The following is a 22931-nucleotide window of genomic DNA, read 5'->3' as shown; positions in this document are numbered from 1 at the left end:
AGAGCAATGTAATGTCGCTCATCTAGTTGAGAATTACGGCCATAAATCTTAAAAAAAGCCGTTCAATAAATCGACTGTAAGATTTATTGAACGGCTATTCTTTTTGTTAAGAATTATGATAATTTGGCAATAATGCCTTCTTCATCATCCAATATTAGCTCAATACCAGTTGAGAAAGGGTCTTGGTGTAGAACGTCTTTTATCCATACACGTAAAGCGCCAATCATAGCAGCGGTATTGAAAACTTCCATTTGACCATTTGTTTCAACTTCTGCGCCGAAGCCTGTTTCATCTTCATAAGTTAACTCAACAAGTACATCTTCTGGGCGAAGATTTTTATGATAGGCCTGTGATAGGCAAATCGCATTAATAATATCTTGCTCGTTAATTATTTGTGCCATTGCGTAGCTTCCTGTTCTTTACGTTTTTTATCTTTAAACATATTGATAATTTTAACGACAAGCATCACAATAACAACAATTGCAGCAACGTTGATTAATAAGCCTAAAATATTACCAAGCATTCCTAAACCACTAAATAGACTACCGAATAATAGACCTGCTAAACCACCTAGCATTAAGCCTTTCATTAGGCCACCAGAGAAAAAGCCACCTTTTTTCGCAGTAGTATCTGTTTTGTTTGTAGACGTAGTATTATTTTTATTTGTTGTAGCATTATTTTGGTCTTTAGTATTATCCTGAGATTTTTGGATATTTGAACTATTGTTATTGTTTGAGAAGCCTTTTTTACCTGACTTATACGATTTTGCTTCAGCAGTCGGTGTGTCCGATATTAATAATGTTGCACCAACTGACGCAAACATAAGTGTCGCTGCGAAAAGAGCAGCAAGAATTTTTTTCATTACTTACATTCCTCCAATATAATTTTATATTTTGTCATAAACTAGTTCTTAATAGTAATTTTACATGAACTATAGTGAAAAATAAAATATTCACTACCTGTAATTTAGGAAATTTGCAATATATGAACAAGTAGTGTCAGTATACTGCTGAATGGGGAATAGAAAGGAAGGAAAGGGGTAAAGGTAATGCTTCCAACAATGACATTATTGATTTCAGTATTTTTAATGCTATATATTATGGAAAAAAGGCGATTCTTGAATGCTGTAGTTTTAGGATTAATAGGCTTGAATTTATTTGTAGGAATAACAACACGTTATGCATTATTCATTAACGAACAAGGGATTGTGTCCAAGATGGGCATCATGACGTTGTTTGGCATTATCCCTAGTATAATGTTGTTACTATCCATTGCGATGTTTTTCAATAGCAAAATTCTACTTGAAAAAGAAGGGCGAAGAATTCGAAATTTATTATTAGCTGTTTTCGGATTGGCTTTCTTATTAATGATGATTGGATATGTCTTCGTATTTTTTACGAATATAGAAAATGGATTTTGGCATATTCTTTTCTTTTATGCTTTTTTGATTTTTGCTTATACAGTATTTTTATATACAAGTGTGATGGTCTACGCTATTATTTATCATTTTACACCAATAACATACGAGCCTCGTTATATTATTGTGCTCGGATCAGGCCTTATCGGAGACAAAGTTCCCCCTCTGCTAGCAAGTCGTTTAGATGAAGCTGTTAAGCAATATAAAAAATATGGGGAACGTCCGTTTATTATTGTCTCGGGTGGGCGTGGAAGTGATGAAAAAGTTTCAGAAGCGTTTGCGATGGAAACATATATAATAGATGAATACCAAATACCGCATCGCAAAATATTGATGGAAGATAGATCAACAAATACAGAACAGAATATGGCTTTCTCTAAAGCAATTATGGATGCGCATGCGCAAGGTAGGAAATATCGATCTCTTTTTGTTACGAATAACTTCCATGTATTTCGCGCAAGTATTTATGCAAGAAGGGCAAAGTTAGATGCACAAGGGGTAGGTTCTAAAACAGCGTTGTATTATATACCTAACGCTTTTACTCGGGAATTTATCGGTTTATTAGAAATGTATAAATGGGTACATGTAACGGTCTTTTTCGTCATTACATTATTAATAGGACTTATGTTAAGAGCATATGTGTAACCATTATTGAACTGCCTTCCATATAATAGTAGCAAGGCAGTTTTTTTACATAGTGTGCAAGGGGGGAAAACAAATGTATGGGCAATTTTTAGCAAAGCAAAATAAGGAACGAACGGAGTCCTTACAACAGCTAACACATATACAGAATACATGGTTTGCACAAAATTTATCTTTACTCATTTTGGATGAAGTACAACTGACGACCTTGCAAAAAATGCTGTATCAAGTTATTCAAGGGTTGTTGAGAAAAAAACAACAACGTCACTTGCAAATTGTACATCCAGAGCAAACACAAACAGTACAAGATAATGTTTTAACACTGTTAGCAGAATATGATGACTTATTGCGTGAGGCAATACCACTCCCTATTTATATTTTAATATGGCAAATTACTTCTTTAGAGAAGTTAGCTTATACAACAGAAGTTGTGGATGATGTTCTCGATATACTGGAATGGTATGTTATGAAACAGGACGAAGCGGTCGAACAATTTGAAGAAGAAGATTTAGATCATGAAGAAATCATTGATTTATACAAAACAGCCATTGAAGAACAAGATGCAGATGCCCAGTTTGAGCTAGGAGAATATTATAGTACAAACGATGATACACCATTCCAGCCCGAAAAATCGATAAAATGGTTTGAACTAGCAGCAAAACAAAGTAATGCAGATGCTCAATATGCACTTGGTAACTATTATTTTGAGGGTATTGGTGTAGACGAGAATTATGATCGAGCGTTCCAATTGTATGAAGCTGCTGCGAATCAGGGGCATGCAGATGCAGCCAATAACTTAGCTGATATGTATTTTAATGGGGAAAGCGTACCAGAAAATATGGTGCTTGCTAAGAAATGGTTTGATGTCGCTGCAACACAAGGTGTGGCAGAGGCAATGTTTACATTAGGTATTATTCATGAGCAAGGTCTAGGGCTTGCGATAGATGAGCAGCAGGCATTTAACTTCTATAAAAAAGCGGCTGAGGCAGGCTATGTTGAAGCGGAATATAGGCTTGGGGGAATTTATTTAGAAGGTCATTTAGGGCAAACTCGTGATGTAAATAGAGGTTTATATTGGTTTGAAAGAGCTGCTGAACAATATCATGTAGATGCATTTTATGATTTGGGCTTTATTTGGAGCAAGGGGTTAACAGGAATCCGTAATATTGAAAAAGGTATTCATTGGTTCAAGCAAGCGGCACTTCAAGGAGACCCTGAAGCAAAATTACAACTTGGCCACATTTACAATAAAGGTGAAGGCATACCACGGAATATTAAAGAAGCGAAGAAGTGGTATGGACTTGCTGCAGAAGCAGGAATAGAAGAAGCGTCTCAATTACTTGAGGAGTTAGATAATTTGTAAAACCCCAAATGTTGTTATACTGGAATTACCCGCAATGGTTAGTTATAAAATAACCATTGCGGTTTTTTGCTGTTATAAAGAAAATAATGCTTTTACGTCATTACAAAGAATTAAGTACGCAATGGATTAAAACTTTGCATAATTGGTCAATTATTAGAGTGGTTATTTAAAACTATTTATTAACCATATCGCTATTGGTCTTTTTGAACCATTTTCAGATGTGATTTTAGGTTTAATGACCTCGTCAGAATGAATAAATGATAGTTAGTGAAATTGCTGATACTTAATTATGCTTGGAGTAATTCAACCTATATTCTTTAATTAGTAAAAAGACCGTCGATATAGCTAACGAAAAATGTTGAATTAGTAATTTTATCACATTTCCAGGATGGATAACTTTTTTGTTTAGCATTAAATATTATAGTGTTAAATGGTAAAATATAGGTTAATATAAATTGACAATTATATTTAAAGTGTATATTGTAAATGAGTAATTTTAAAATGTAAAATTAATGCATTATTGATTATTATGATGTTATTTTGTTATATTATTTTCTTGTTAATTTATTAGCGGTCGTGGTATTTTTTCGTATATTTATAAATATATTTGGGTAAACGGAAATAGATTATGCTCAGCTCTTCAAAAGAACACGTATATGAAAGAGGGAAAAGTGTGATTTTTCAAAAACAGAAAAAGGCAATGGCATTAGATTTACAACAATACTCAGTGACAATGGATGTTCCGAACTCACAAACATTGGTGAAGCAGATTGAAATGTTAAATTTAACCAAACTGGATTTGCAATATTTAAAGGCTTTTAAACCATTTGTTGAGGACAACATCAATCAAATCGTTGACCGATTTTATGGAATGATTGGAACTGAGCAAAGTTTAGTAGATATTATTAATAAACATAGTTCTGTAGATAAGTTGAAGGTCACATTGCGTCGGCATATTATTGAAATGTTTAACGGTACAATAGATGAAGAGTTTTATAAAAGACGAGTAAGTATCGCAAAAGTACATGTACATATCGGCCTTAGAACACAATGGTATATTTGTGCTTTCCAAGATTTAGCCATTTCATTTATTGACTTGGTAGAAAAATATGTAGAACATCCTATGGACCAATTTAATACGATTCGTGCAATCTCTAAAATTTCTAATTTTGAGCAGCAGCTTGTATTAGAGGCTTTTGAAAGTACAGTCGAACGCCTAAAGGAAAATGTAGAACGTGAGAAAGAGGCAGTTGAGAGAAAAATCGTGGAATCTTCAGAGGGTCTTGCTGCAATTTCTCAAGAAACAAATGCTTCATTCCATCAATTAAATAATCAATCGCATGAGATTAAGGAATTGGCGAAAAGATCATTACAGGTCAGTTCGCTAGCTGAAAGTCAGGCGATTGAAGGTCGGGAATGTCTACAACATCAATCAAAAAATATGAGTAACATTATTCAATCAGTAGATGATATAACAGACAATATTAAGCAATTGTCAGAAATGTCTAAGGAAATGGAAGCGATTATGAATGTTGTGACAAACATTGCAAATCAAACAAACTTATTAGCTTTAAATGCAGCGATTGAAGCAGCTCGTGCTGGAGAAGCGGGGAAAGGCTTTAGTGTTGTAGCGGATGAAGTTCGTAAATTATCTAGTCAAACAAAGGAATCTGTCACATCCGTAGCTAAATTATTAGAAAAAACGACGAAGCGAACGGATAAGCTTGCCCACACGCTTAGTCATATTCAGGAAGAAGTTGCATCAGGTGAGGAAAACATGGCTCAGACTGAGGGGCAATTTAATAAAATTTTAGATGCTATGACACAAGCTAAATGTCAAAGTGATCGTATGGAAAAAGAAGTGATGGCTGTGGCTCAGATTCTTAATGAGCTTGGACTTGCATTTAATGAAGTCACAATTTCAGCAGATAAATTAGCGAATGTTGCCCAAAATTTAAACTAAATTAATGATTTTTTATAAAATGGGGCTAAAAAGTCCTTCAAATAAAAATTAATTTAAAATCCGCTTTGCTTTCCGCAGGTAGGATAGGAGCTTTATTGTCTTTGTGCTCTTGCCCCTTACAGAAAACGAAGTGGATTTTTATTTGTATCGGAAAACGGGTGTCAGGCACTCAAACAATTTCAAGCATGCATTTTAAGACTAACTAAGTAAAAATCCCCGAAAACTTTTGGAGAACGCACGCACTGTAAGCCACAACAAACCGCGCCACAGTGAAGGTTGTGGCTCACAGTATGCATGCGAAAAGCACAGTGGATATTTGCGCTATAGGAAGCCAAAGTTATGCTAGGTGTTATGTAAGGTGTCAGGCACGCAAACAATTTACCCGTAGCGGAATCAACGGCAGTATTCATCTATTTATTTTTTGATTGCTGCATTTTTGCTAAATTTGTAATGGGTTGAACGTAAATGTTTGCAAAAACAGTTTATACTAATAGGAGATAAATAAAGAAATTAGGGGCGATTCTTCATGGAAACAATAGTTGTATTAGGTGGAGGAATTACAGGTTTATGTACGATGCATTATTTACAACGTCAAGTATTGGAGAAAAAAATAGATGTAAACCTAGTACTTGTTGAAAAAAATGCTTACTTAGGTGGAAAGCTACACTCCGCATATGACCAGGGTTTTATTATGGAAACAGGCGCTGATTCAATTGTAGCTCGTCATAAAGGCGTCATGGAGCTAGTACAGGAGCTTAATTTTGAACAGGAGCTAGTGTACAACGAAACAGGAGTATCTTATATCTATACAAACGACGAATTACATGCAATACCAGCTGATTCAACATTCGGTATTCCTATGAGTTTAGCATCTCTGGAAGCAAGTACGCTTGTATCAGAAGCTGGTAAGCAAATCGCATTACAGGACTTAACGATGCCGAATAAAGGCTTTACTAAAGAAAGCTCAATAGGCGAGTTTTTAACGTATTACTTAGGTGAAGAGCTTGTGCAAAATCAAATAGCGCCAGTATTAGCAGGAGTATATTCTGGTGACCTACATCAACTTTCGATTGCTTCTACACTGCCATACTTAATCGATTATAAAGATGATTACGGTAGCATCATCAAGGGGTTTGATGCAAATCGTGAACAATTTATAAAAGCTTCCAATAAAAAGTTTATTTCATTTAAAAAAGGCTTATCGTCTCTGATTGATCGCCTTGAAGAAACGTTAACAGAAGTAGAAATTATCAAGGGCGTAGCAACAACAAGTGTAAAGAAACATGAAGGGCAATATACAATTTCATTAGCAAATAATAGAAAGCTTGAGGCTGATCACGTTGTATTAGCGCTGCCGAATGAAGCGGTGCAAAGCTTATTACAGGACCCATCGTTAGATCATTATTTTAAGAAATTTACTACAGCTTCTGCAATAACAATTTATCTAGGTTTTGATGTACCGGATGCATTGCTACCAGCAGATGGAACGGGCTTTATTGTGTCACATAATTCAAATGTCCAATGCAATGCAGCAACTTGGACAAGTAGAAAATGGAAGCATACATCTGCTAATAGTAAATTGCTTGTACGACTCTTTTATAAGAGCATCAATCCTGCGTATGAAAAATTATGTAAGATGACAGATGAAGAACTAGCTGCTGTCGCATTAGACGATGTAAAGAAAAGTTTAGGGATTGATGAAAAGCCAACTGTAGTTAATGTGGCCAAGTGGATTGATCAAATGCCAAAATACGATTTAGCACATCATGAGGCATTGAAGGGCTTAACAGCTGAGCTTGCAGAAAGCTATCCCAATTTATCGATTGCAGGCTGCTCTTATTTCGGAGTAGGCATTGGTGCTTGTATTCAAAATGGTAAAAAAATAGGCGAAGAGCTTGCAGAAAAACTAGTATAACCGTAAAACAAATGCGGAAATTTGATATTTTTCTGGAGAAATCTCCTTTGTTGAGTGAAATAGTCTTGACTCTATCGCCTGTAAACGATATGATTCTTTTAATTATTTGAAAAATTCATACTACATTCTTATCGAGAGAAGCCGAGGGACTGGCCCTATGAAGCTTCAGCAACCAACTAATGTCAGGTGCTAAATCCAGAAGACCTTTTTGGTCGAAGATGAGAAGGAAAAACAATTACGATTCGTTAAAGCCTTCTTTTTTGTAAAAGAAGGCTTTTTATATTTTTGGATACAAGGAAAGTGAGGGTTACGTTTTATGGGATTGCTAGAAAAGTTAAAAACACATGTATTAACTGCAGATGGTGCCATTGGTACTGTATTATATGGCTACGGCTTGGAGTACTGCCATGAAGAAATGAATGTACAGAGACCGAAGTTAATTGAAAAAATCCATAAAGAATATATTGCTGCTGGTGCAGATGTGATTCAGACAAATACTTACGGTGCTAATGCTATTAAATTAGCACGCTATGGTTTAGAATCGCGAGTTCAGCAGTTTAATGAAGCGGCAATCACGATTGCGAAACGTGCCGCAGCAGATGGCGGACAATTTGTGTTAGGCACAATTGGAGGCATTCGTGGTATTCGTAAAAGTGATGCAACGTTAGAGGACATTTTATCGACAGTCGAAGAGCAAGCAAATGTGTTACTTGCAGGCAATCCAGATGGCCTTTTACTTGAAACGTATTATGATTTCGAAGAGTTAAGCGCAACGTTGAAAATGTTACGTGCCAAAACAAAGCTACCAATTATTGCGCAGGTGTCGATGCATGAACCAGGCGTGTTACAAAATGGAATTGCATTAAATCAGGCATTGCACGAGCTAGAAGCGCTTGGTGCAGATGTAGTAGGCGTAAATTGTCGTTTAGGGCCGCATCATACAATTCAAGCATTTGAAGGAGTTGAGCTTCCTGAAAAAGCATTTATGTCTGCATATCCCAATGCATCCTTGCTAGATTTAGAGGATGGGCGTGTCGTATATGAGTCAGAAGCAGATTATTTTGGTCGTGCCGCAGTTGCACTAGTTGACCAAGGTGTTCGTTTAATCGGTGGTTGCTGTGGAACAACACCAAAGCACATAGCAGCAGCGAAAAAATATTTAGAAGAGTTAACGCCTATTGAAGAGAAGTTTGCCAAGCCTGAAAAAGTACAGGTTGTACGTGAAGCAGAGCCTGCGACGTATGAGCCATTGCATGAGAAGGTAAAGCGCGAGCGTTCGGTTATTGTGGAGTTAGACACACCGAGACATTTAGAAATTGATGGCTTTATTCAAGGGGCGAAAAAATTATATGAAGCAGGCGCTGATGTAGTGATGATGGCAGATAATTCACTCGCATCGCCCCGCATTAGTAATGTGGCAATGGGGGCGTTATTGAAGGAAACGCACGGTGTCCGACCGTTAACGCATATAACGTGCCGTGATCGTAATTTAATTGGATTACAGTCGCATTTGATGGGTTTAAATGCACTTGGCATTCATGATATTTTAGCGGTTACTGGAGATCCGACTAAGGTAGGTGACTTCCCGGGTGCCACAAGCGTTTATGATGTATCTTCTATGGAACTAATCCAGCTGATTAAACAGTTAAATGAAGGTATTTCATTTTCTGGAAAGCCACTTCGTAAAAAGGCAAACTTCTCTGTAGCGGCAGCATTTAACCCGAATGTACGTGTACTAGACCGAGCAGTGACTCGACTAGAGAAAAAGATAGAGCATGGTGCGGATTACTTTATTTCTCAACCAGTTTATTCGACAGAAAAAATCATTGAAATTTATGAGGCAACAAAGCATTTAGAAGCACCAATTTATATTGGTATTATGCCAGTAACGAGCTATAAGAGCGCTGAGTTTTTACACCATGAAGTACCAGGTATCAAACTATCTGACGATGCACTGTCACGCATGAAGGCATGTGGCGAAGATAAGGAACGTTCAACATTAGAAGGGATTGCAATTGCTAAAGAGTTAGTAGAAGTAGCTGCAGAGTATTTCAATGGTATTTACTTAATTACACCGTTTTTACGCTATGATATGACGCTAGAGTTAATGAAATTTATTGAGCAATTGGATGAACAGAAAAAAGGGGTAAGTATAGATGGCTAAGCACTTGATTGAAGAGCAACTAGAGAAACGAATATTAATTCTGGATGGCGCAATGGGTACAATGCTTCAAAATGAAAACTTATCAGCAGAAGATTTTGGTGGCGAGGAGCTTGATGGTTGTAACGAGAATCTTGTATTAACTAGACCTGATGTGCTTGAAAAGGTTCACCGTAAATATTTAGAGGCTGGTGCGGATATTATTTGTACAAATACGTTTGGAGGTACACCTCTCGTATTAAATGAATACAATCTTGGGTCTAAGGCAGAAGAAATTAATAAACGTGCGGTGGAAATTGCGCGCAAAGTAGTGGATGAGTTTTCTACTCCAGAGTGGCCCCGTTTTGTTGCCGGAGCAATGGGTCCAACGACGAAAACATTATCAGTAACTGGCGGTATTACCTTTGATGAACTTGAAAAAAACTTTTATGTACAGGCAAAGGCGCTTATCGAAGCGGGTTCAGACGTACTGCTTCTTGAGACGAGTCAGGATATGCTAAATGTAAAAGCGGGGACACTGGGAGTGTCACGTGCGTTTGAGGAAACTGGAAAAGAACTACCTGTTATGATTTCAGGCACGATTGAGCCAATGGGCACAACGCTAGCAGGGCAAACGATTGATGCCTTCTACATATCAATTGAGCATATTAAGCCGTTATCTGTCGGCTTAAACTGTGCGACAGGTCCAGAGTTTATGACAGATCATATTCGTTCGTTAGCGGAGCTTTCTACCGGCTATATTAGCTGTTATCCAAATGCTGGTTTGCCAGATGAGGAAGGTTGCTATCATGAATCACCAGAATCTTTATCTCAAAAATTAAAAGGTTTTGCTGAAAAAGGCTGGCTTAACATTGTTGGCGGTTGTTGTGGAACAACACCAGCACATATTGCGGCAATTCGTGAGGTATTGAAGGATGAAAAGCCGCGTCAATTACCTGAAAGCACACATGGTCATGTTGTATCAGGTATTGAACCTTTAGTATACGATGATTCGATGCGTCCGCTGTTTATTGGGGAGCGAACTAATGTTATTGGCTCTCGAAAGTTCAAAAATTTAATCATTGACAGTAAATATGAGGAAGCGGCAGAAATCGCACGTGCACAAGTGAAAAATGGGGCACATGTTATAGATATTTGCTTAGCGAACCCAGATCGTGATGAATTAGCGGATATGCGTGCCTTTATGCAGGAAGTTGTTAAAAAAGTAAAAGTACCGCTTGTAATTGATTCTACAGATGAAAAAGTAATTGAGGAAGCGCTGAAATTTTCACAAGGTAAAGCCATTATCAACTCGATTAATCTGGAGGATGGGGAAGAACGTTTTGACGCAGTAATGCCACTAGTGAAAAAATATGGTGGCTCTTTAGTTGTCGGTACGATTGATGAGCAAGGGATGGCAGTAGATCGCCATCGTAAACTAGAAATTGCCGAGCGTTCTTATCAATTATTAACAGAGAAATGGGGCTTAGCACCAGAGGATATTATTTTTGACCCGCTAATGTTCCCAGTCGGTACAGGGGATGAACAATATATAGGTTCAGCACTTGAAACAATCGAGGGCATTCGTCTTATAAAAGAAAAAATGCCTCGCACGTTAACTGTTCTCGGAGTAAGTAATATTTCCTTCGGCTTACCACCAGTTGGCCGTGAAGTATTGAATGCTGTTTATTTATATCACTGTACACAGGCAGGCTTGGATTACGCGATTGTCAACACAGAGAAGTTAGAGCGTTATGCATCGATTCCTGAAGAGGAAATTAAGCTTGCAAATGACCTATTATTCAATACAAATGATGAAACATTGGCGGTATTCACTGATTTTTATCGTGATAAAAAGAAAGAGAAAACTGAAGCAGATATTCCGAAAACAGTGGAAGGACGCTTAGCTTATTATATTTTAGAAGGTACGAAAGAGGGGCTTATTGAAGATCTTGATGCCGCTCGTGAAATTTATGACGCACCGCTTGATATTATTAATGGACCATTGATGGAAGGAATGGCTGAGGTTGGTCGCTTATTCAATGATAATCAGCTTATCGTAGCGGAAGTATTACAATCAGCAGGTGTTATGAAGGCAGCTGTAGCGCATCTTGAGCAATTTATGGAGAAAAATGAGGACAGCTCGGGTAAAGGCAAAATGGTGCTTGCCACTGTAAAAGGTGATGTGCATGATATTGGTAAAAACCTCGTAGATATTATTTTAAGTAATAACGGATATAAAGTGGTTGATTTAGGCATTAAAGTAACGCCATCTCAGTTAATCGAGGCTATTCGCAAGGAAAAGCCTGATTTTATCGGTCTGTCGGGCTTACTTGTTAAATCTGCTCAGCAGATGGTTATCACTGCCCAGGACTTTAAAGCAGCTGGTATTAATGTACCTATATTAGTAGGGGGCGCAGCATTGTCTCGTCGCTTTACTGAAACGAAAATTGCAAACGAATATGAAGGTCCTGTTATTTACTCAAAAGATGCGATGCAGGGGCTAGAGCAAGTAAATCTTTTAATGGGTACAGAGACGCGAGAAAACTTTTTAGCTGAAATAGCAGACTCACGTCAAAAACGGTTAGAGGCTGACGAGAAACGTGCAGCGCGACCTGCGAAAGAAATTACTGTGAAGCCTGTACGTACAGTAAAAGATGCGCCTGTGTTCCTGCCTGCGGATGTTCGTCGTCATGTGAAAAAGGATTATTCAGTATCACATTTATATCCATATGTGAATATGCGAACATTGATTGGTCATCACTTAGGGCTGAAAGGACAAGTTCAGCAATTGCTTGATGCGGGGGATGAACGGGCAACAGAACTAAAACAACTAGTCGATGGTTATTTACAAAGTGACTTATTAAAACCTTCAGGCTTGTATCAGTTCTTCCCAGCGCAAGCAGATGGAGATGATGTTGTCGTTTATGATCCGTCAGATAGTAAAACGGAAATTGAACGTTTTACCTTCCCGCGTCAGCAGGTTGAACCGTTTATGTGTTTAGCTGATTTCTTGAAAACAGTAGATAGCGGAGAGATGGATTATATTGCACTGATGGTTGTAACTGCTGGTCAAGGTGTTATGGCGACAGCTCGTCAGTTAAAAGAGGAAGGAAAATTCCTTGAAAGCCATGCCCTTCAATCAACAGCTCTTGAGCTTGCAGAAGGCTTTGCAGAGCGTATGCATCAAGAAATTCGTGACCAATGGGGCTTCCCTGATAATACAGATTTCACAATGCGCGACCGTTTTGCAGCGAAATACCAAGGGCAACGTTTCTCATTTGGCTATCCTGCCTGCCCGAACTTGGAAGACCAAGAAAAATTATTTGGCTTATTAAAGCCGGAGGACATTGGGGTTCATTTAACAGAAGGCTTTATGATGGAGCCAGAAGCATCCGTATCTGCGATTGTTTTTGCACATCCAGATGCAAGATATTTTAACGTGTAATATAAATAAAAAAGGTTATCTTTAAAGAGAAGGATTTAATGCCAACTTAATAAAGTGAATGTCTATGTCTACGAAGGGTATGTTGCGGATATTGAAATGGTGTAATCGTATGACCAATCAAAGCCCAATATGCCCTTTGTAGCGAGGCAAATAAAATAGTTGCACTAGGTACAGCCCTGCCGTTATCGGTGGGGTCTATTTCTTTTACGGTGAGGACGTGAATATGATGATTCGATTTATGGAAGAAAAAGATTTACCAGAGGTTTTAGTTATTTATAATGACATTATATTAACAAGTAAAGCAGTTTATAGGTATGAAATACAATCGTTAGAAGAAAAGAAACAATGGTTTCAAGAGCAAAAAGCAACTGGTAATCCGTTGTTAGTCTTTGTAGAAAATGGAGTAGTCGCAGGTTTTGCAAATTACAGTCAGTTCCGTCCTTATCCCGGTTATAAGTATACAATGGAGCATTCGGTATATGTGCACAAGGACCATTATAAGAAAGGCATTGCAACGAAGTTAATGTATCAGTTGATTGAGATTGCACAGGAGCAAGGTGTTAAAACGTTAGTTGCTGGTATTGATGGCGAAAATATTGGAAGTATAAAGGCGCATGAGAAGCTAGGCTTTGAATATGCAGGAACAATAAAAAATGCTGGTTATAAATTTGACGAATGGCTGGATTTAGTCTTCTATCAACTGCATTTAACTGGTCCAAAAAAGTAATGTGAATTTGCTTTAATGGAAAAACGTAATACCTGGTGGGGAGTAAAGATCTTACTTGGCTACCGTCGATGTGTATGACAAATGTCATGCACTTTTCATGATGTTTGCGTCTGTTGCTAGTTATACTCTTGTTTTATGATGAGGTCATAAGCAAAAGGAAACGAGGGAAAAGGGAATGGCAACAGATAAAGAAAAAACGAAGAAATTGCGCCAAGATGTAGCGCCATTTGCGAAATCAGATACAGGTAAAAGTATTTTTCAAATGGTCAATACAATTGTTCCGTTAATTGTCCTATGGATCGCTGGTTATATGTTAGTGGATGTTTCGCCATGGTTAACTGCAGGTTTAAGTATTATTTCTGCTGGATTTGTCGTTAGAACATTTATCATTTTCCATGATTGTACCCACGGTTCATTTTTCAAAAGTAAAAAAGCAAACGACTGGGTTGGCTTAGTAACTGGGGTAATTACATCATTCCCATATGAAAAATGGAAGCGTGAGCATACAATCCACCACGCAACAAGCTCGAACTTAGATAAGCGTGGTATTGGTGATATTGATATGATGACAGTAGAGGAATATTTACAATGTACTAAAGGTCAACGTTTATGGTATCGTTTTTACCGTAATCCACTTGTAATGTTTGGCTTAGGACCGTTATACATGGTGTTAATTTTGAATCGTTTTAACCGAAAAGATGCGAAACAAAAGGAACGCACGAATACTTACGTAACAAATATTATTATTTTAGGTATCTGTGTAGGTCTTATTTACGCTATGGGTTGGCAAGCATTTTTATTAGTTCAAGGTGTTACTTTATTTGTCGCTGGTTCCCTTGGAATATGGTTATTTTATATTCAACATACGTACGAGGATTCTTACTTCGAGCACGATTCAGAGTGGGATTATGTAAAAGCTGCTGTTGAAGGTAGTTCATACTATAAACTACCGAAGCTATTACAATGGGCAACAGGCAATATCGGCTTCCACCACGTGCACCATTTAGCACCGCGTGTACCGAACTATAATCTTGAAAAAGCACATAATGAAACGCCGCCATTGCACTCTGCTACTACAATTACATTGCGTACAAGCTTAGAATCTTTACGCTATAAATTATACGATGAAGATCTTGGCAAATTTGTAACTTTTAAAGATGTAAATGAAATTATAAAACGAAAAGCGAAAGGCAGTATTGCTGCTTAGTAGAATACAGTCAGCCATCTCTTTTGGGATGGCTGTTTTATATAAATAAGGATATGTCCGTTTGAAAGCTACAGGATAGCAAGGGAAGGCGCAAATATTCTTTTCTTGTTATAATGTAGGGAAAAGTAGGAAAGAGCGTGAGATTATGATGAAGAAATGGCATAGTATCATTCCGAATAGTCCTATGCTCAGTGTTTATTTATGGGTTATTTTTTGTTTTCTACCGTTTTTCTTTATATTCAGAAAATCATCGTACATTGAAATATCAATTGGGATTACTTTTTTAATGCTCTATTTTATTTTTTATCGATTTTCTGTGAACGCTAAAAACGGACTAGTGTATATGTGGATTAGCTTTGAAATGGTCATTAATATTATTTTAACTATATTGTATGGTTATGTGTATTTATCTATTTTTACTGCCTTTTTCATAGGTAATATCCGTAGACCTGTTGGCTTTTACATAATGTATGGGCTCCATATCGGTTTTACTGTGATTTCTACAGGAGTTGGCTTCTTTGTAGAGCTACATTTATTTTTATCGCAGCTACCTTTTGTCGTACTAACGATATTGGCAGTGGTACTTTTACCTTTAACGATTTATTCGAAAAATAAGCGTGAAAATTTAGAAGGTCAACTCGAAACTGCAAATGAACGAATTGCTGAATTAATTGTCTTTGAGGAACGACAACGTATTGCACGTGATTTACATGATACGCTTGGTCAAAAGTTGTCAATGATTGGTTTAAAAAGCGACTTAGCCTCGAGACTGATTGCTCGTGATCCACAGCAAGCTTTAATTGAAATTAGGGATATTCGTCAAACAGCTAGTATTGCCTTAAAAGAGGTACGAGAATTGGTGTCAGATATGCGGACAACTAGATTTGAAGACGAGCTTATGCGTATTTCTCAAATTTTAAAAGCGGCAGAGATGGAATTTGTTTTTGAGGGGGATAAGGAATCCTTACATGTTCCACCTCTCGTGGAGAATGTTTTATCTATGTGTTTAAAGGAAGCGGTAACGAACATCGTAAAGCATAGTGGAGCAACTAAATGTGAGATTGCCTTCCATCAGAATTTTAAAGAAGTACACTTAGTTGTTCGTGACAACGGACAGGGTATTACGAAAAAACAAGCATTGAAGTCTGGTAATGGCTTAAAAGGAATGCACGAACGCTTAGAGTTTATAAATGGTTCATTTAAAATAGAAAGTGAAAATGGCACTACATTAACGGTATCTATACCGGTGACTATTACACATCAAAAAGTTAAAGAAAATCTGAAGAACCTATAGAAAGAGGGTTATGGCTTGATACGAATTGTAATTGCTGAAGATCAGGGGATGCTATTAGGCGCACTTCGTTCCTTACTTAGTATGGAGGAAGATATGGAGGTCGTCGGCTTAGCAAAAAATGGTGAGGAAGCATTGGCGCTTGTAGAAGAGCATCATCCTGATATTTGTATTATGGATATTGAAATGCCAGTGAAAACTGGACTTGATGCGGCTGAAGAATTGCAGAGCTCAGACTGTAAAGTAATCATATTAACTACATTTGCTAGACCTGGTTACTTCGAACGAGCAAGAAAAGCAGGTGTCCGAGGTTACTTATTAAAGGATAGTCCTATCGAAGAATTGGTGAGTGCTATTCGGACAATCGTAGATGGTAAAAGAATTTACGCGCCAGAACTTGTTGATTTTGTTTACGAGGACGATAGTGAAAATCCACTGACTGAGCGTGAAAGTCAGGTGTTAACACTTGTAGCAGAAGGTAAAACAACAAAAGAAATTGCAGCAGAGTTATTTTTATCGGCGGGGACTGTGCGCAATTATATTTCAACGATATTAGAGAAGCTTCACGTCGGAAACCGTATTGAGGCAATTGCACGCTTTAAGGAAAAAGGATGGAATAAGTAAGTCTTCTGAATGTACTTTTGATTGGCGAATAGGTATGCTAAAAAACAGAGATTTTATCTATCACTATTCATAAGGGAGCAAGATATATGCAAACAATTACTGGTAAAACGGCTTTAATTACTGGAGCTGGTCGTGGTATTGGCCGTGCAACAGCCATCGCTTTTGCAAAAGAGGGAATCAACGTTGGGCTAGTAGGTCGTACATTAGAGAATTTACAACAAGTTGAAAATCAACTAAAGGCATATGATGTGAAAGTCGCGATTGCTACAGCTGATGTAGCAAATTTGCAATCCATCACAACGGCAGTAGAAAGTATTCGTGCTGAGTTAGGCCCAATCGATATTTTAGTAAATAACGCGGGGATTTCGAAATTCGGTAAGTTTTTAGAACTTTCACCTGAAGATTGGACGAATATTGTAGATGTAAATGTCAAAGGTGTTTATTACACAACACGTGCGGTCCTACCAGAAATGATTGAACGTGAGTCAGGGGATATTATTAATATTTCATCTACAGCCGGTCAAAAAGGTGCCCCGATTACGAGTGCATATAGTGCATCGAAAGCGGCAGTTATTGGCATGAGTGAATCATTAATGTTAGAAGTTCGAAAACATAATATTCGTGTTGTAACGTTAACACCAAGTACTGTTGCAACTGATATGGCAGTAGAATTACAACTAACTGATGGCAATCCGGAAAAAGTTATGCAGGCAGAAGATTTAGCAGACTTAATGGTAGCCCAATTAAAATTACATCCACGTGTTGTTTTAAAACATGCAGGTCTATGGTCAACAAACCCTTAAAAAGTAGATGTTCAACAGAAAAAGAGAAAAAGTGTTAGATTGACTGCCATCAATCTAACACTTTTTTTGCTATGCCGTTGATGTCCGCTACAGCGGATGCTTTCCGCGAGCACACACGTAAGCCGCAACCCTCGCTAACGCGCGGCTTACGCTGCGTGCGGTCCCGCAGGAGCCACCGCCTTCGCTATCATCAACTAGTATTATCTGCTAAATTTAATTTATTGTAACCGTCTTTTTATTATTTTTTGCGCTTTGTTAAGCGACCAAGAACGAATGCACCAGCTGCTACAGCAAGAACCGTATTCGTTTTCTTTGTAAATACTTGTTTTGTCACAAGGTTAAGATTTTGAGGACGCTCTGCTAAGCGACGCATGAAGTATCCGTACCAATCTTCGCCGAATGGAACGTAGACGCAGAAGTTATAGCCTTCTTTCGCAAGTTCTTTTTGCATATCTGTACGGAAGCCGTATAACATTTGGAATTCAAATTTATCAAATGGAATATTGTTATCAGCAACAAAGCGCTTCACGTGTGCAATGACGTTATGGTCATGTGTAGCAATCGATGTAAATTTACCGTGTAATAAATGATATTCAATCAGTTCGATATAGTTTAAATCGATATCTAGCTTATCTTGGAAGGCTACTTCGACAGGCTCTTTATAAGCACCTTTTACGATACGTAAACGGTAGTTTTTAAATTTCTCAAGATCGTCTTTTGCTCGGTAAAAGTACGATTGAATAACAGTGCCGACATTATTGAATGTTTTTGAAAGCTCTTCTACCATATCAAATGATGTTTGTAGACGGCCGTAATTTTCCATATCAAAGTTTACAAAAATATCATAGGCTGCTGCTTTTTCTACAATCTCATATAAATTGTCGTAGCAAAAATCAACATCAATGTCTAAGCCTAATTGAGAAGGCTTTAATGAAATATGTGCATCAACATCGTTTTCATGAATAGCTTCAATGACAGCGAGGATTTGATCCTTAGCTTTTGTAGCTTCTTCTTCATTCGCAACAAATTCCCCTAGATTATCCACTGTGCAAGAGATATTATGTGCGTTTAATTCTTTGATGCTTGCAATCGTTTCTTCTATATTTGTACCAGCTACCACACTTTGGGCACCTAATTTTAAGCCGTATTTTTTAGCAGCACTATTTAATAGTTGGTTTTCAGATAATTGGATGAAAAAATCGCGTAATAACATGGGTCATTCTCCTCACTGCATTTTTCTTACTAGTATAACATATTTATAGAGAATGTCATGATATCACGAAAACAATTATTTCATTTCCAACATCTGTAACCTTTCGTTAAAAAGCACAGGATAGCTTAAAAAGCCTATCATTATGCTCGATAATGTTGCGGTTGTTAATAGCGCGAAAATTATTAAAAGTTGAAATTGAACTGCTTGTATAGGGTCTGCACCACCGATAATTTGACCGCTCATCATACCTGGTAATTGTACAAGTCCGATAGTTTTTTGGCTTTCAATGGTTGGAATCATGCTTGCTTTAATGGCATTGATTAGTTGGCGATGAATGGCCTGTTTAGGTGTGCCTCCTAGAGATAAAATGAGTTCGATTTCATTTTGGTGACTTGTAATTTCTGCAGTGAAACGATTTAAAAATAAAATAGATAATACCATTGTGTTCCCAATTAACATTCCACTAATGGGAATAATATACTGTGCAGTTGTAGGGACAATGCCGAAACCAAGTAAAACACCTTGTGTGACAATTTCCACCACAACAAGCGTAATCACTATTTTCCAAGTGATTCCCTTAATCCCTTTACCGTTTTTACGAGCATTTAGCGCTGCAACTAAAATCATTAATGCTACCATTAGAAATATATAAATAAAACTTCCAGCTTCAAAGACGAATTTTAAAATATAGCCGACTGCAAGTAATTGAATAATAGAACGAATCGTTGCAATAACTGTGTCTTTTTCAAGTCCTAGTTTAAACGTTTTTGAAAGTATTAGTGGAATTAATACGAAAATTAATGTCAGCGAAAGCGATGTATAAGTCATGAGTTTACCCCCTGTACAAATTCAGAGACTCTCGGATTACTTGGAGCTTTTAATAATGAGCTTTCTCCTGTTTCAATCAGCTCTCCTCCCATCATGACCCATGTATAATGTCCAATCGTTAATGCTTGCTGTAAATTATGTGTAATCCAGATTATTGTGACATTATATTTTTTGTTTAATTTCACAATGAGTGTTTCGATATCTTGTGCGGATTGACGATCTAATGCAGAAGTGATTTCATCTAACAATAATATAGAAGATTGGTTGATTAGGGTGCGCGCAATTGAGACCTTTTGACGTTGCCCACCAGATAACTTATTGATGGAGCGATGTAAAAAACTTTCATCAAGACCAACGTCCAGTAAATAGCGTAATGCATCTTGCTGTGTGAGATTTTGTCCTTGTAAAACGAGTGGAAGTGCTAAATTGTCCAATACGTTTCCATCTATCATAGGTGCTGCTTGAAGGGCAATTCCTACATGTTTTCTTAAAGTAGTAGGCTCATAGGTTGTAATTGCCTGGTTGTCAATTAATATACTACCCTCTGTTGGCGATAGTAGTCCGTTGCACATTTTCAGTAAGGTTGTTTTCCCAGCACCGGATGGACCAACAAGTGTTGTAATTTTTCCTTTTGGGAATGACCCAGTAATCGATTTTAAAATGGACTTATCGCTCACTGAAAAACTCACTTGTTGAAGGTGAATTGCGGGCTCAAATAACTTAGTCATGTAGTTGAAACTCCTTTAGGGTTATAGGTAAAATAACTGTAGCATGAAATGATTCGATGCTACAGGTATTTTACATTTTTTGTAGTAAACTTCTAATCGAGTTAGGGGAATGGAATAATGAATGTTTTATATGTAGATACACTAACATACGTACAGGGTGACATGTATATTATTGCTTCAGATGAAGGTCTAGTATATATAGGTACACCGAATACATCGTTTGAGGAAGTTGAAAAATGGGCTCAAAAGACGTTTAAGGGCTACAGTTTTGAAGAAAATAAAGCGCAATTAATGCCTTATGTTGAGCAATTAACAGCTTACTTTAATAGAGAGCTTACTGAATTTAATTTACCTATACATGTGAAAGGAACATCATTTCAGCTAGCTGTATGGGATGCGTTGAAAGAGCTACCGTATGGAACGACGACAACGTATTCTGCAATTGCAGAGCGAATTGGTAATCCAAAGGCGGTAAGAGCAGTAGGTAGTGCAATAGGGGCCAATCCTATATTGGCAATTATTCCTTGTCATCGTGTCATCGGAAAAAACGGCAAGCTAACAGGTTTCCGTAGTGGGCTAACAATGAAAGAATTTTTACTTGAAATAGAAAGAGCTTAATAAATATTTAACGTGTGCTGTAACAAAAAAAGAATCTACTGGATTCCCATAACTTCACTAGGGACATCCAGCAGATTTTTGTAATTGCTTTATAGGTGCAATGATTTTAATTTCTAGACATGTTCTTCTGTGACACTCGTTTGGGTTTTACCAAAGTGAGTTAAACGGTGTGCAAATGTTTCACCATTTATAGCAGAGCTTTTAAAAACTTCTTGATATTCATAAGCTGGTGTACCATGTTCGATAACATCTAGCCCTGTGATTTCTTCTTCTACTGAGACACGTAAAGGGACAAATGCTTTAATGATAAATAGACCCGCTGAGACTGAAACGCCAACCCAAGCGATTGTCGCAATTACACCTATTGCTTGAATGCCTAGCAAACTTAGGCCACCACCGTAGAATAGCCCTTGACCGCTAATATCAAATAGCCCAACCGCAAGTGTGCCCCAAATTCCACAAATACCATGAACTGCAATTGCGCCTACAGGATCATCTACTTTTAATTTCCATTCAATAAAGCGGACACCTTCTACTAATAAGGGTGCTACAATTAAACCAATAATGAGTGAACCGATAATGCTGACGTTCGCTGCACCGGCTGTAATACCTACGAGCCCTGCTAACGCACCGTTGAGAGTTAGTGAGCCATCAATGTGACCATAGCGGAATTTTGTATAAAATGCAGTAGCAACAACGCCTGCAGATGCTGCGAAAAATGTATTGGCAATTACCTTTGGTACGAGGGTAGGATCTGCAGCTAACGTAGAGGCACCATTAAAACCGAACCAGCCGAACCACAATAGAAACACGCCTAATGCGCCAAGTGGAATACTATGACCAGTAATAACGTTAACGCGGCCATTTTCGTATTTACCTAGACGTGGTCCAATCATTATTGCTGCTACAAAGGCAGCTACAGCACCTGTTAAATGGACAACTGTAGAACCGGCAAAATCGATAAAGCCTAAATCAGTTAACCAGCCTTGACCGCTCCAAATCCAATGTCCAACTACAGGATAAACAAGTAATGTCATAAGTATAATTACACCGATATAAGCAAAAATATTTGTTCGTTCTGCTACAGCACCAGATAAGATAGTCGCACCTGTTGCAGCAAACATCGTTTGGAAAATAAAGAAGGAGAGGTCATCCACACCGTTTAAAGCGAATCCACTTGTTCCGAAGATGCCCCCAGCTGTGTCGCCAAACATTATTGCATAGCCACATAGAAAATAAACAATTCCTCCAAGTGATATAGTTAAGAAGTTTTTCATAATAATGTTTACGGCATTTTTAGAACGTGTGAAACCTGCTTCAACCATTGCAAATCCTGCATGCATGAAGAAAACTAAAATTGTACCAAGCATAACCCAAACTAAATTTACAGATAATATAACGTCATCCATAGCTATCTCCCCCTTAATCTACAGCAATTGATCCGACTTCTTTAGTACGGATACGAATTGCCTGTTCTACTGGATAAATAAATATTTTTCCGTCTCCAACCTTACCAGTTGCAGCATCACGTAATAAAACCTCCACAATCGGTTCTACTTTTTCGTCGTCGATAATCATTTCAAGCTTTAATTTTGGTAAAAACTCAATTTCGTAAGCATTTCCACGAAACAAACCTGTATGACCTAATTGACGACCACAGCCAGCGATTTCAGAAATACTTAAACCTGCAATACCAACCTTTGCAAGTCCGTCTCGTACAATCCCAAATACCTCTGGACGAATAATTGCCTCGATTTTTTTCACTCACACCAGCTCCTTGCGTAAATTTAATTTACATACTATAGGGAGCTGTTAAACGACGCAATTGTTTTTTTGATTATCATGTTAGGTTTTATTACATCATATATTTTGTTTTTCGTAATAGTTTGCTAAAAAGCTAATTATTAAAGGAATGAAAGCGGTACTAAAATTTGTGTCTAAATTATGAACAGTTCTAAATTTTCTGAATATTCGTGTTAGAAAACCTAACATGGGACAGAAAAC

At 37.6% G+C, this 22931-nt stretch carries 19 protein-coding genes and 1 riboswitch; of the genes, 12 read left to right on the top strand and 7 right to left on the bottom strand.

The annotated features are described in order from the left end of the window. Positions 1-113 precede the first annotated feature (113 nt). On the bottom strand, positions 114-401 hold the full coding sequence (locus ACIP9C_RS21970) for a DUF2653 family protein (protein WP_401014653.1): 288 nt from the start codon (positions 399-401) through the stop codon (positions 114-116). Beyond that, positions 389-862: a hypothetical protein gene (locus ACIP9C_RS21965; RefSeq protein ID WP_401014650.1), complete on the bottom strand. Its 474-nt coding sequence runs from the start codon at positions 860-862 to the stop codon at positions 389-391. Before ACIP9C_RS21965 ends, ACIP9C_RS21970 begins: the two co-directional genes overlap by 13 nt. A 186-nt stretch (positions 863-1048) precedes the next feature. Here ACIP9C_RS21965 and ACIP9C_RS21960 point away from each other — a divergent pair, with 186 nt between their 5' ends. The 11 genes from ACIP9C_RS21960 to ACIP9C_RS21910 all read left to right on the top strand — a co-directional run bounded on the left by ACIP9C_RS21960 (position 1049) and on the right by ACIP9C_RS21910 (position 17540). Further along, complete coding sequence (locus ACIP9C_RS21960; protein WP_401014647.1) at positions 1049-2062, top strand: YdcF family protein; 1014 nt, start codon at positions 1049-1051, stop codon at positions 2060-2062. 73 nt (positions 2063-2135) lie between these two features. Further along, the gene (locus ACIP9C_RS21955; protein WP_401014644.1) at positions 2136-3422 is read left to right on the top strand and encodes an SEL1-like repeat protein; all 1287 of its coding nucleotides are present in this window, start codon (positions 2136-2138) and stop codon (positions 3420-3422) included. 673 nt (positions 3423-4095) lie between these two features. Beyond that, positions 4096-5385 carry a methyl-accepting chemotaxis protein gene (locus ACIP9C_RS21950; RefSeq protein ID WP_401014641.1) on the top strand — a complete coding sequence of 430 codons (1290 nt, stop codon included), beginning with the start codon at positions 4096-4098 and terminating at the stop codon, positions 5383-5385. Between the two features lie 526 nt (positions 5386-5911). Continuing rightward, the gene (hemG, locus tag ACIP9C_RS21945; RefSeq protein WP_401014638.1) at positions 5912-7300 is read left to right on the top strand and encodes a protoporphyrinogen oxidase; all 1389 of its coding nucleotides are present in this window, start codon (positions 5912-5914) and stop codon (positions 7298-7300) included. A 125-nt stretch (positions 7301-7425) separates the two neighbouring features. Then, a riboswitch (SAM riboswitch) is annotated at positions 7426-7525 on the top strand. A 91-nt stretch (positions 7526-7616) separates the two neighbouring features. Then, the gene (locus tag ACIP9C_RS21940) at positions 7617-9464 is read left to right on the top strand and encodes a bifunctional homocysteine S-methyltransferase/methylenetetrahydrofolate reductase (RefSeq protein ID WP_401014636.1); all 1848 of its coding nucleotides are present in this window, start codon (positions 7617-7619) and stop codon (positions 9462-9464) included. Next, complete coding sequence (gene metH, locus ACIP9C_RS21935) at positions 9457-12888, top strand: methionine synthase (protein ID WP_401014633.1); 3432 nt, start codon at positions 9457-9459, stop codon at positions 12886-12888. Before ACIP9C_RS21940 ends, metH begins: the two co-directional genes overlap by 8 nt. Positions 12889-13114: 226 nt before the next feature. Further along, positions 13115-13615 (top strand): GNAT family N-acetyltransferase, encoded by a 501-nt coding sequence (locus tag ACIP9C_RS21930; RefSeq protein WP_401014784.1) that lies wholly within the window; start codon positions 13115-13117, stop codon positions 13613-13615. Between the two features lie 175 nt (positions 13616-13790). Continuing rightward, positions 13791-14822, top strand: coding sequence for a Delta(5) desaturase DesA (gene desA, locus ACIP9C_RS21925; RefSeq protein ID WP_401014630.1), 1032 nt, complete (start codon positions 13791-13793; stop codon positions 14820-14822). A gap of 148 nt (positions 14823-14970) precedes the next feature. Beyond that, complete coding sequence (locus ACIP9C_RS21920) at positions 14971-16116, top strand: sensor histidine kinase (protein ID WP_483869677.1); 1146 nt, start codon at positions 14971-14973, stop codon at positions 16114-16116. A gap of 15 nt (positions 16117-16131) precedes the next feature. Further along, the gene (locus ACIP9C_RS21915) at positions 16132-16737 is read left to right on the top strand and encodes a response regulator (RefSeq protein ID WP_401014627.1); all 606 of its coding nucleotides are present in this window, start codon (positions 16132-16134) and stop codon (positions 16735-16737) included. An 86-nt stretch (positions 16738-16823) separates the two neighbouring features. After that, positions 16824-17540, top strand: coding sequence for a 3-ketoacyl-ACP reductase (locus ACIP9C_RS21910; protein WP_401014624.1), 717 nt, complete (start codon positions 16824-16826; stop codon positions 17538-17540). Positions 17541-17778: 238 nt separating this feature from the next. Here ACIP9C_RS21910 and ACIP9C_RS21905 read toward each other — a convergent pair whose 3' ends face one another. The 3 genes from ACIP9C_RS21905 to ACIP9C_RS21895 all read right to left on the bottom strand — a co-directional run bounded on the left by ACIP9C_RS21905 (position 17779) and on the right by ACIP9C_RS21895 (position 20309). Continuing rightward, the gene (locus ACIP9C_RS21905) at positions 17779-18753 is read right to left on the bottom strand and encodes a proline dehydrogenase family protein (protein WP_401014621.1); all 975 of its coding nucleotides are present in this window, start codon (positions 18751-18753) and stop codon (positions 17779-17781) included. A 75-nt stretch (positions 18754-18828) separates the two neighbouring features. Next, complete coding sequence (locus ACIP9C_RS21900) at positions 18829-19581, bottom strand: ABC transporter permease (RefSeq protein ID WP_401014618.1); 753 nt, start codon at positions 19579-19581, stop codon at positions 18829-18831. Beyond that, entirely contained in the window at positions 19578-20309 is a 732-nt protein-coding gene (locus ACIP9C_RS21895) for an ABC transporter ATP-binding protein (RefSeq protein WP_401014615.1), read from the bottom strand. The genes ACIP9C_RS21900 and ACIP9C_RS21895 overlap by 4 nt, the downstream gene beginning before the upstream one ends. Positions 20310-20426: 117 nt before the next feature. Between ACIP9C_RS21895 and ACIP9C_RS21890 the strand changes: the two genes are divergently transcribed. Then, the gene (locus ACIP9C_RS21890; protein WP_401014612.1) at positions 20427-20927 is read left to right on the top strand and encodes a methylated-DNA--[protein]-cysteine S-methyltransferase; all 501 of its coding nucleotides are present in this window, start codon (positions 20427-20429) and stop codon (positions 20925-20927) included. A 113-nt stretch (positions 20928-21040) separates the two neighbouring features. Here ACIP9C_RS21890 and ACIP9C_RS21885 read toward each other — a convergent pair whose 3' ends face one another. Together ACIP9C_RS21885 and ACIP9C_RS21880 are read right to left on the bottom strand one after the other, a co-directional pair. Continuing rightward, on the bottom strand, positions 21041-22336 hold the full coding sequence (locus ACIP9C_RS21885; RefSeq protein WP_401014609.1) for an ammonium transporter: 1296 nt from the start codon (positions 22334-22336) through the stop codon (positions 21041-21043). Between the two features lie 13 nt (positions 22337-22349). Next, positions 22350-22691 carry a P-II family nitrogen regulator gene (locus ACIP9C_RS21880; RefSeq protein WP_401014606.1) on the bottom strand — a complete coding sequence of 114 codons (342 nt, stop codon included), beginning with the start codon at positions 22689-22691 and terminating at the stop codon, positions 22350-22352. Between the last annotated feature and the right edge of the window lie 240 nt (positions 22692-22931).

Origin of the sequence: Lysinibacillus sp. NPDC093210, from assembly GCF_044753985.1 — a bacterium.
Taxonomy (GTDB): Bacteria; Bacillota; Bacilli; order Bacillales_A; family Planococcaceae; genus Lysinibacillus.
This window is presented reverse-complemented; position numbering and strand designations above follow the sequence as displayed.

Coding starts and splice junctions, on each gene's coding strand:
- ACIP9C_RS21970 (WP_401014653.1), bottom strand. CDS start 401: ATGGCACAAATAATTAACGAGCAAGATATTATTAATGCGATTTGCCTA.
- ACIP9C_RS21965 (WP_401014650.1), bottom strand. CDS start 862: ATGAAAAAAATTCTTGCTGCTCTTTTCGCAGCGACACTTATGTTTGCG.
- ACIP9C_RS21960 (WP_401014647.1), top strand. CDS start 1,049: ATGCTTCCAACAATGACATTATTGATTTCAGTATTTTTAATGCTATAT.
- ACIP9C_RS21955 (WP_401014644.1), top strand. CDS start 2,136: ATGTATGGGCAATTTTTAGCAAAGCAAAATAAGGAACGAACGGAGTCC.
- hemG (WP_401014638.1), top strand. CDS start 5,912: ATGGAAACAATAGTTGTATTAGGTGGAGGAATTACAGGTTTATGTACG.
- ACIP9C_RS21940 (WP_401014636.1), top strand. CDS start 7,617: ATGGGATTGCTAGAAAAGTTAAAAACACATGTATTAACTGCAGATGGT.
- metH (WP_401014633.1), top strand. CDS start 9,457: ATGGCTAAGCACTTGATTGAAGAGCAACTAGAGAAACGAATATTAATT.
- ACIP9C_RS21930 (WP_401014784.1), top strand. CDS start 13,115: ATGATTCGATTTATGGAAGAAAAAGATTTACCAGAGGTTTTAGTTATT.
- desA (WP_401014630.1), top strand. CDS start 13,791: ATGGCAACAGATAAAGAAAAAACGAAGAAATTGCGCCAAGATGTAGCG.
- ACIP9C_RS21920 (WP_483869677.1), top strand. CDS start 14,971: ATGAAGAAATGGCATAGTATCATTCCGAATAGTCCTATGCTCAGTGTT.
- ACIP9C_RS21910 (WP_401014624.1), top strand. CDS start 16,824: ATGCAAACAATTACTGGTAAAACGGCTTTAATTACTGGAGCTGGTCGT.
- ACIP9C_RS21905 (WP_401014621.1), bottom strand. CDS start 18,753: ATGTTATTACGCGATTTTTTCATCCAATTATCTGAAAACCAACTATTA.
- ACIP9C_RS21900 (WP_401014618.1), bottom strand. CDS start 19,581: ATGACTTATACATCGCTTTCGCTGACATTAATTTTCGTATTAATTCCA.
- ACIP9C_RS21895 (WP_401014615.1), bottom strand. CDS start 20,309: ATGACTAAGTTATTTGAGCCCGCAATTCACCTTCAACAAGTGAGTTTT.
- ACIP9C_RS21890 (WP_401014612.1), top strand. CDS start 20,427: ATGAATGTTTTATATGTAGATACACTAACATACGTACAGGGTGACATG.
- ACIP9C_RS21885 (WP_401014609.1), bottom strand. CDS start 22,336: ATGGATGACGTTATATTATCTGTAAATTTAGTTTGGGTTATGCTTGGT.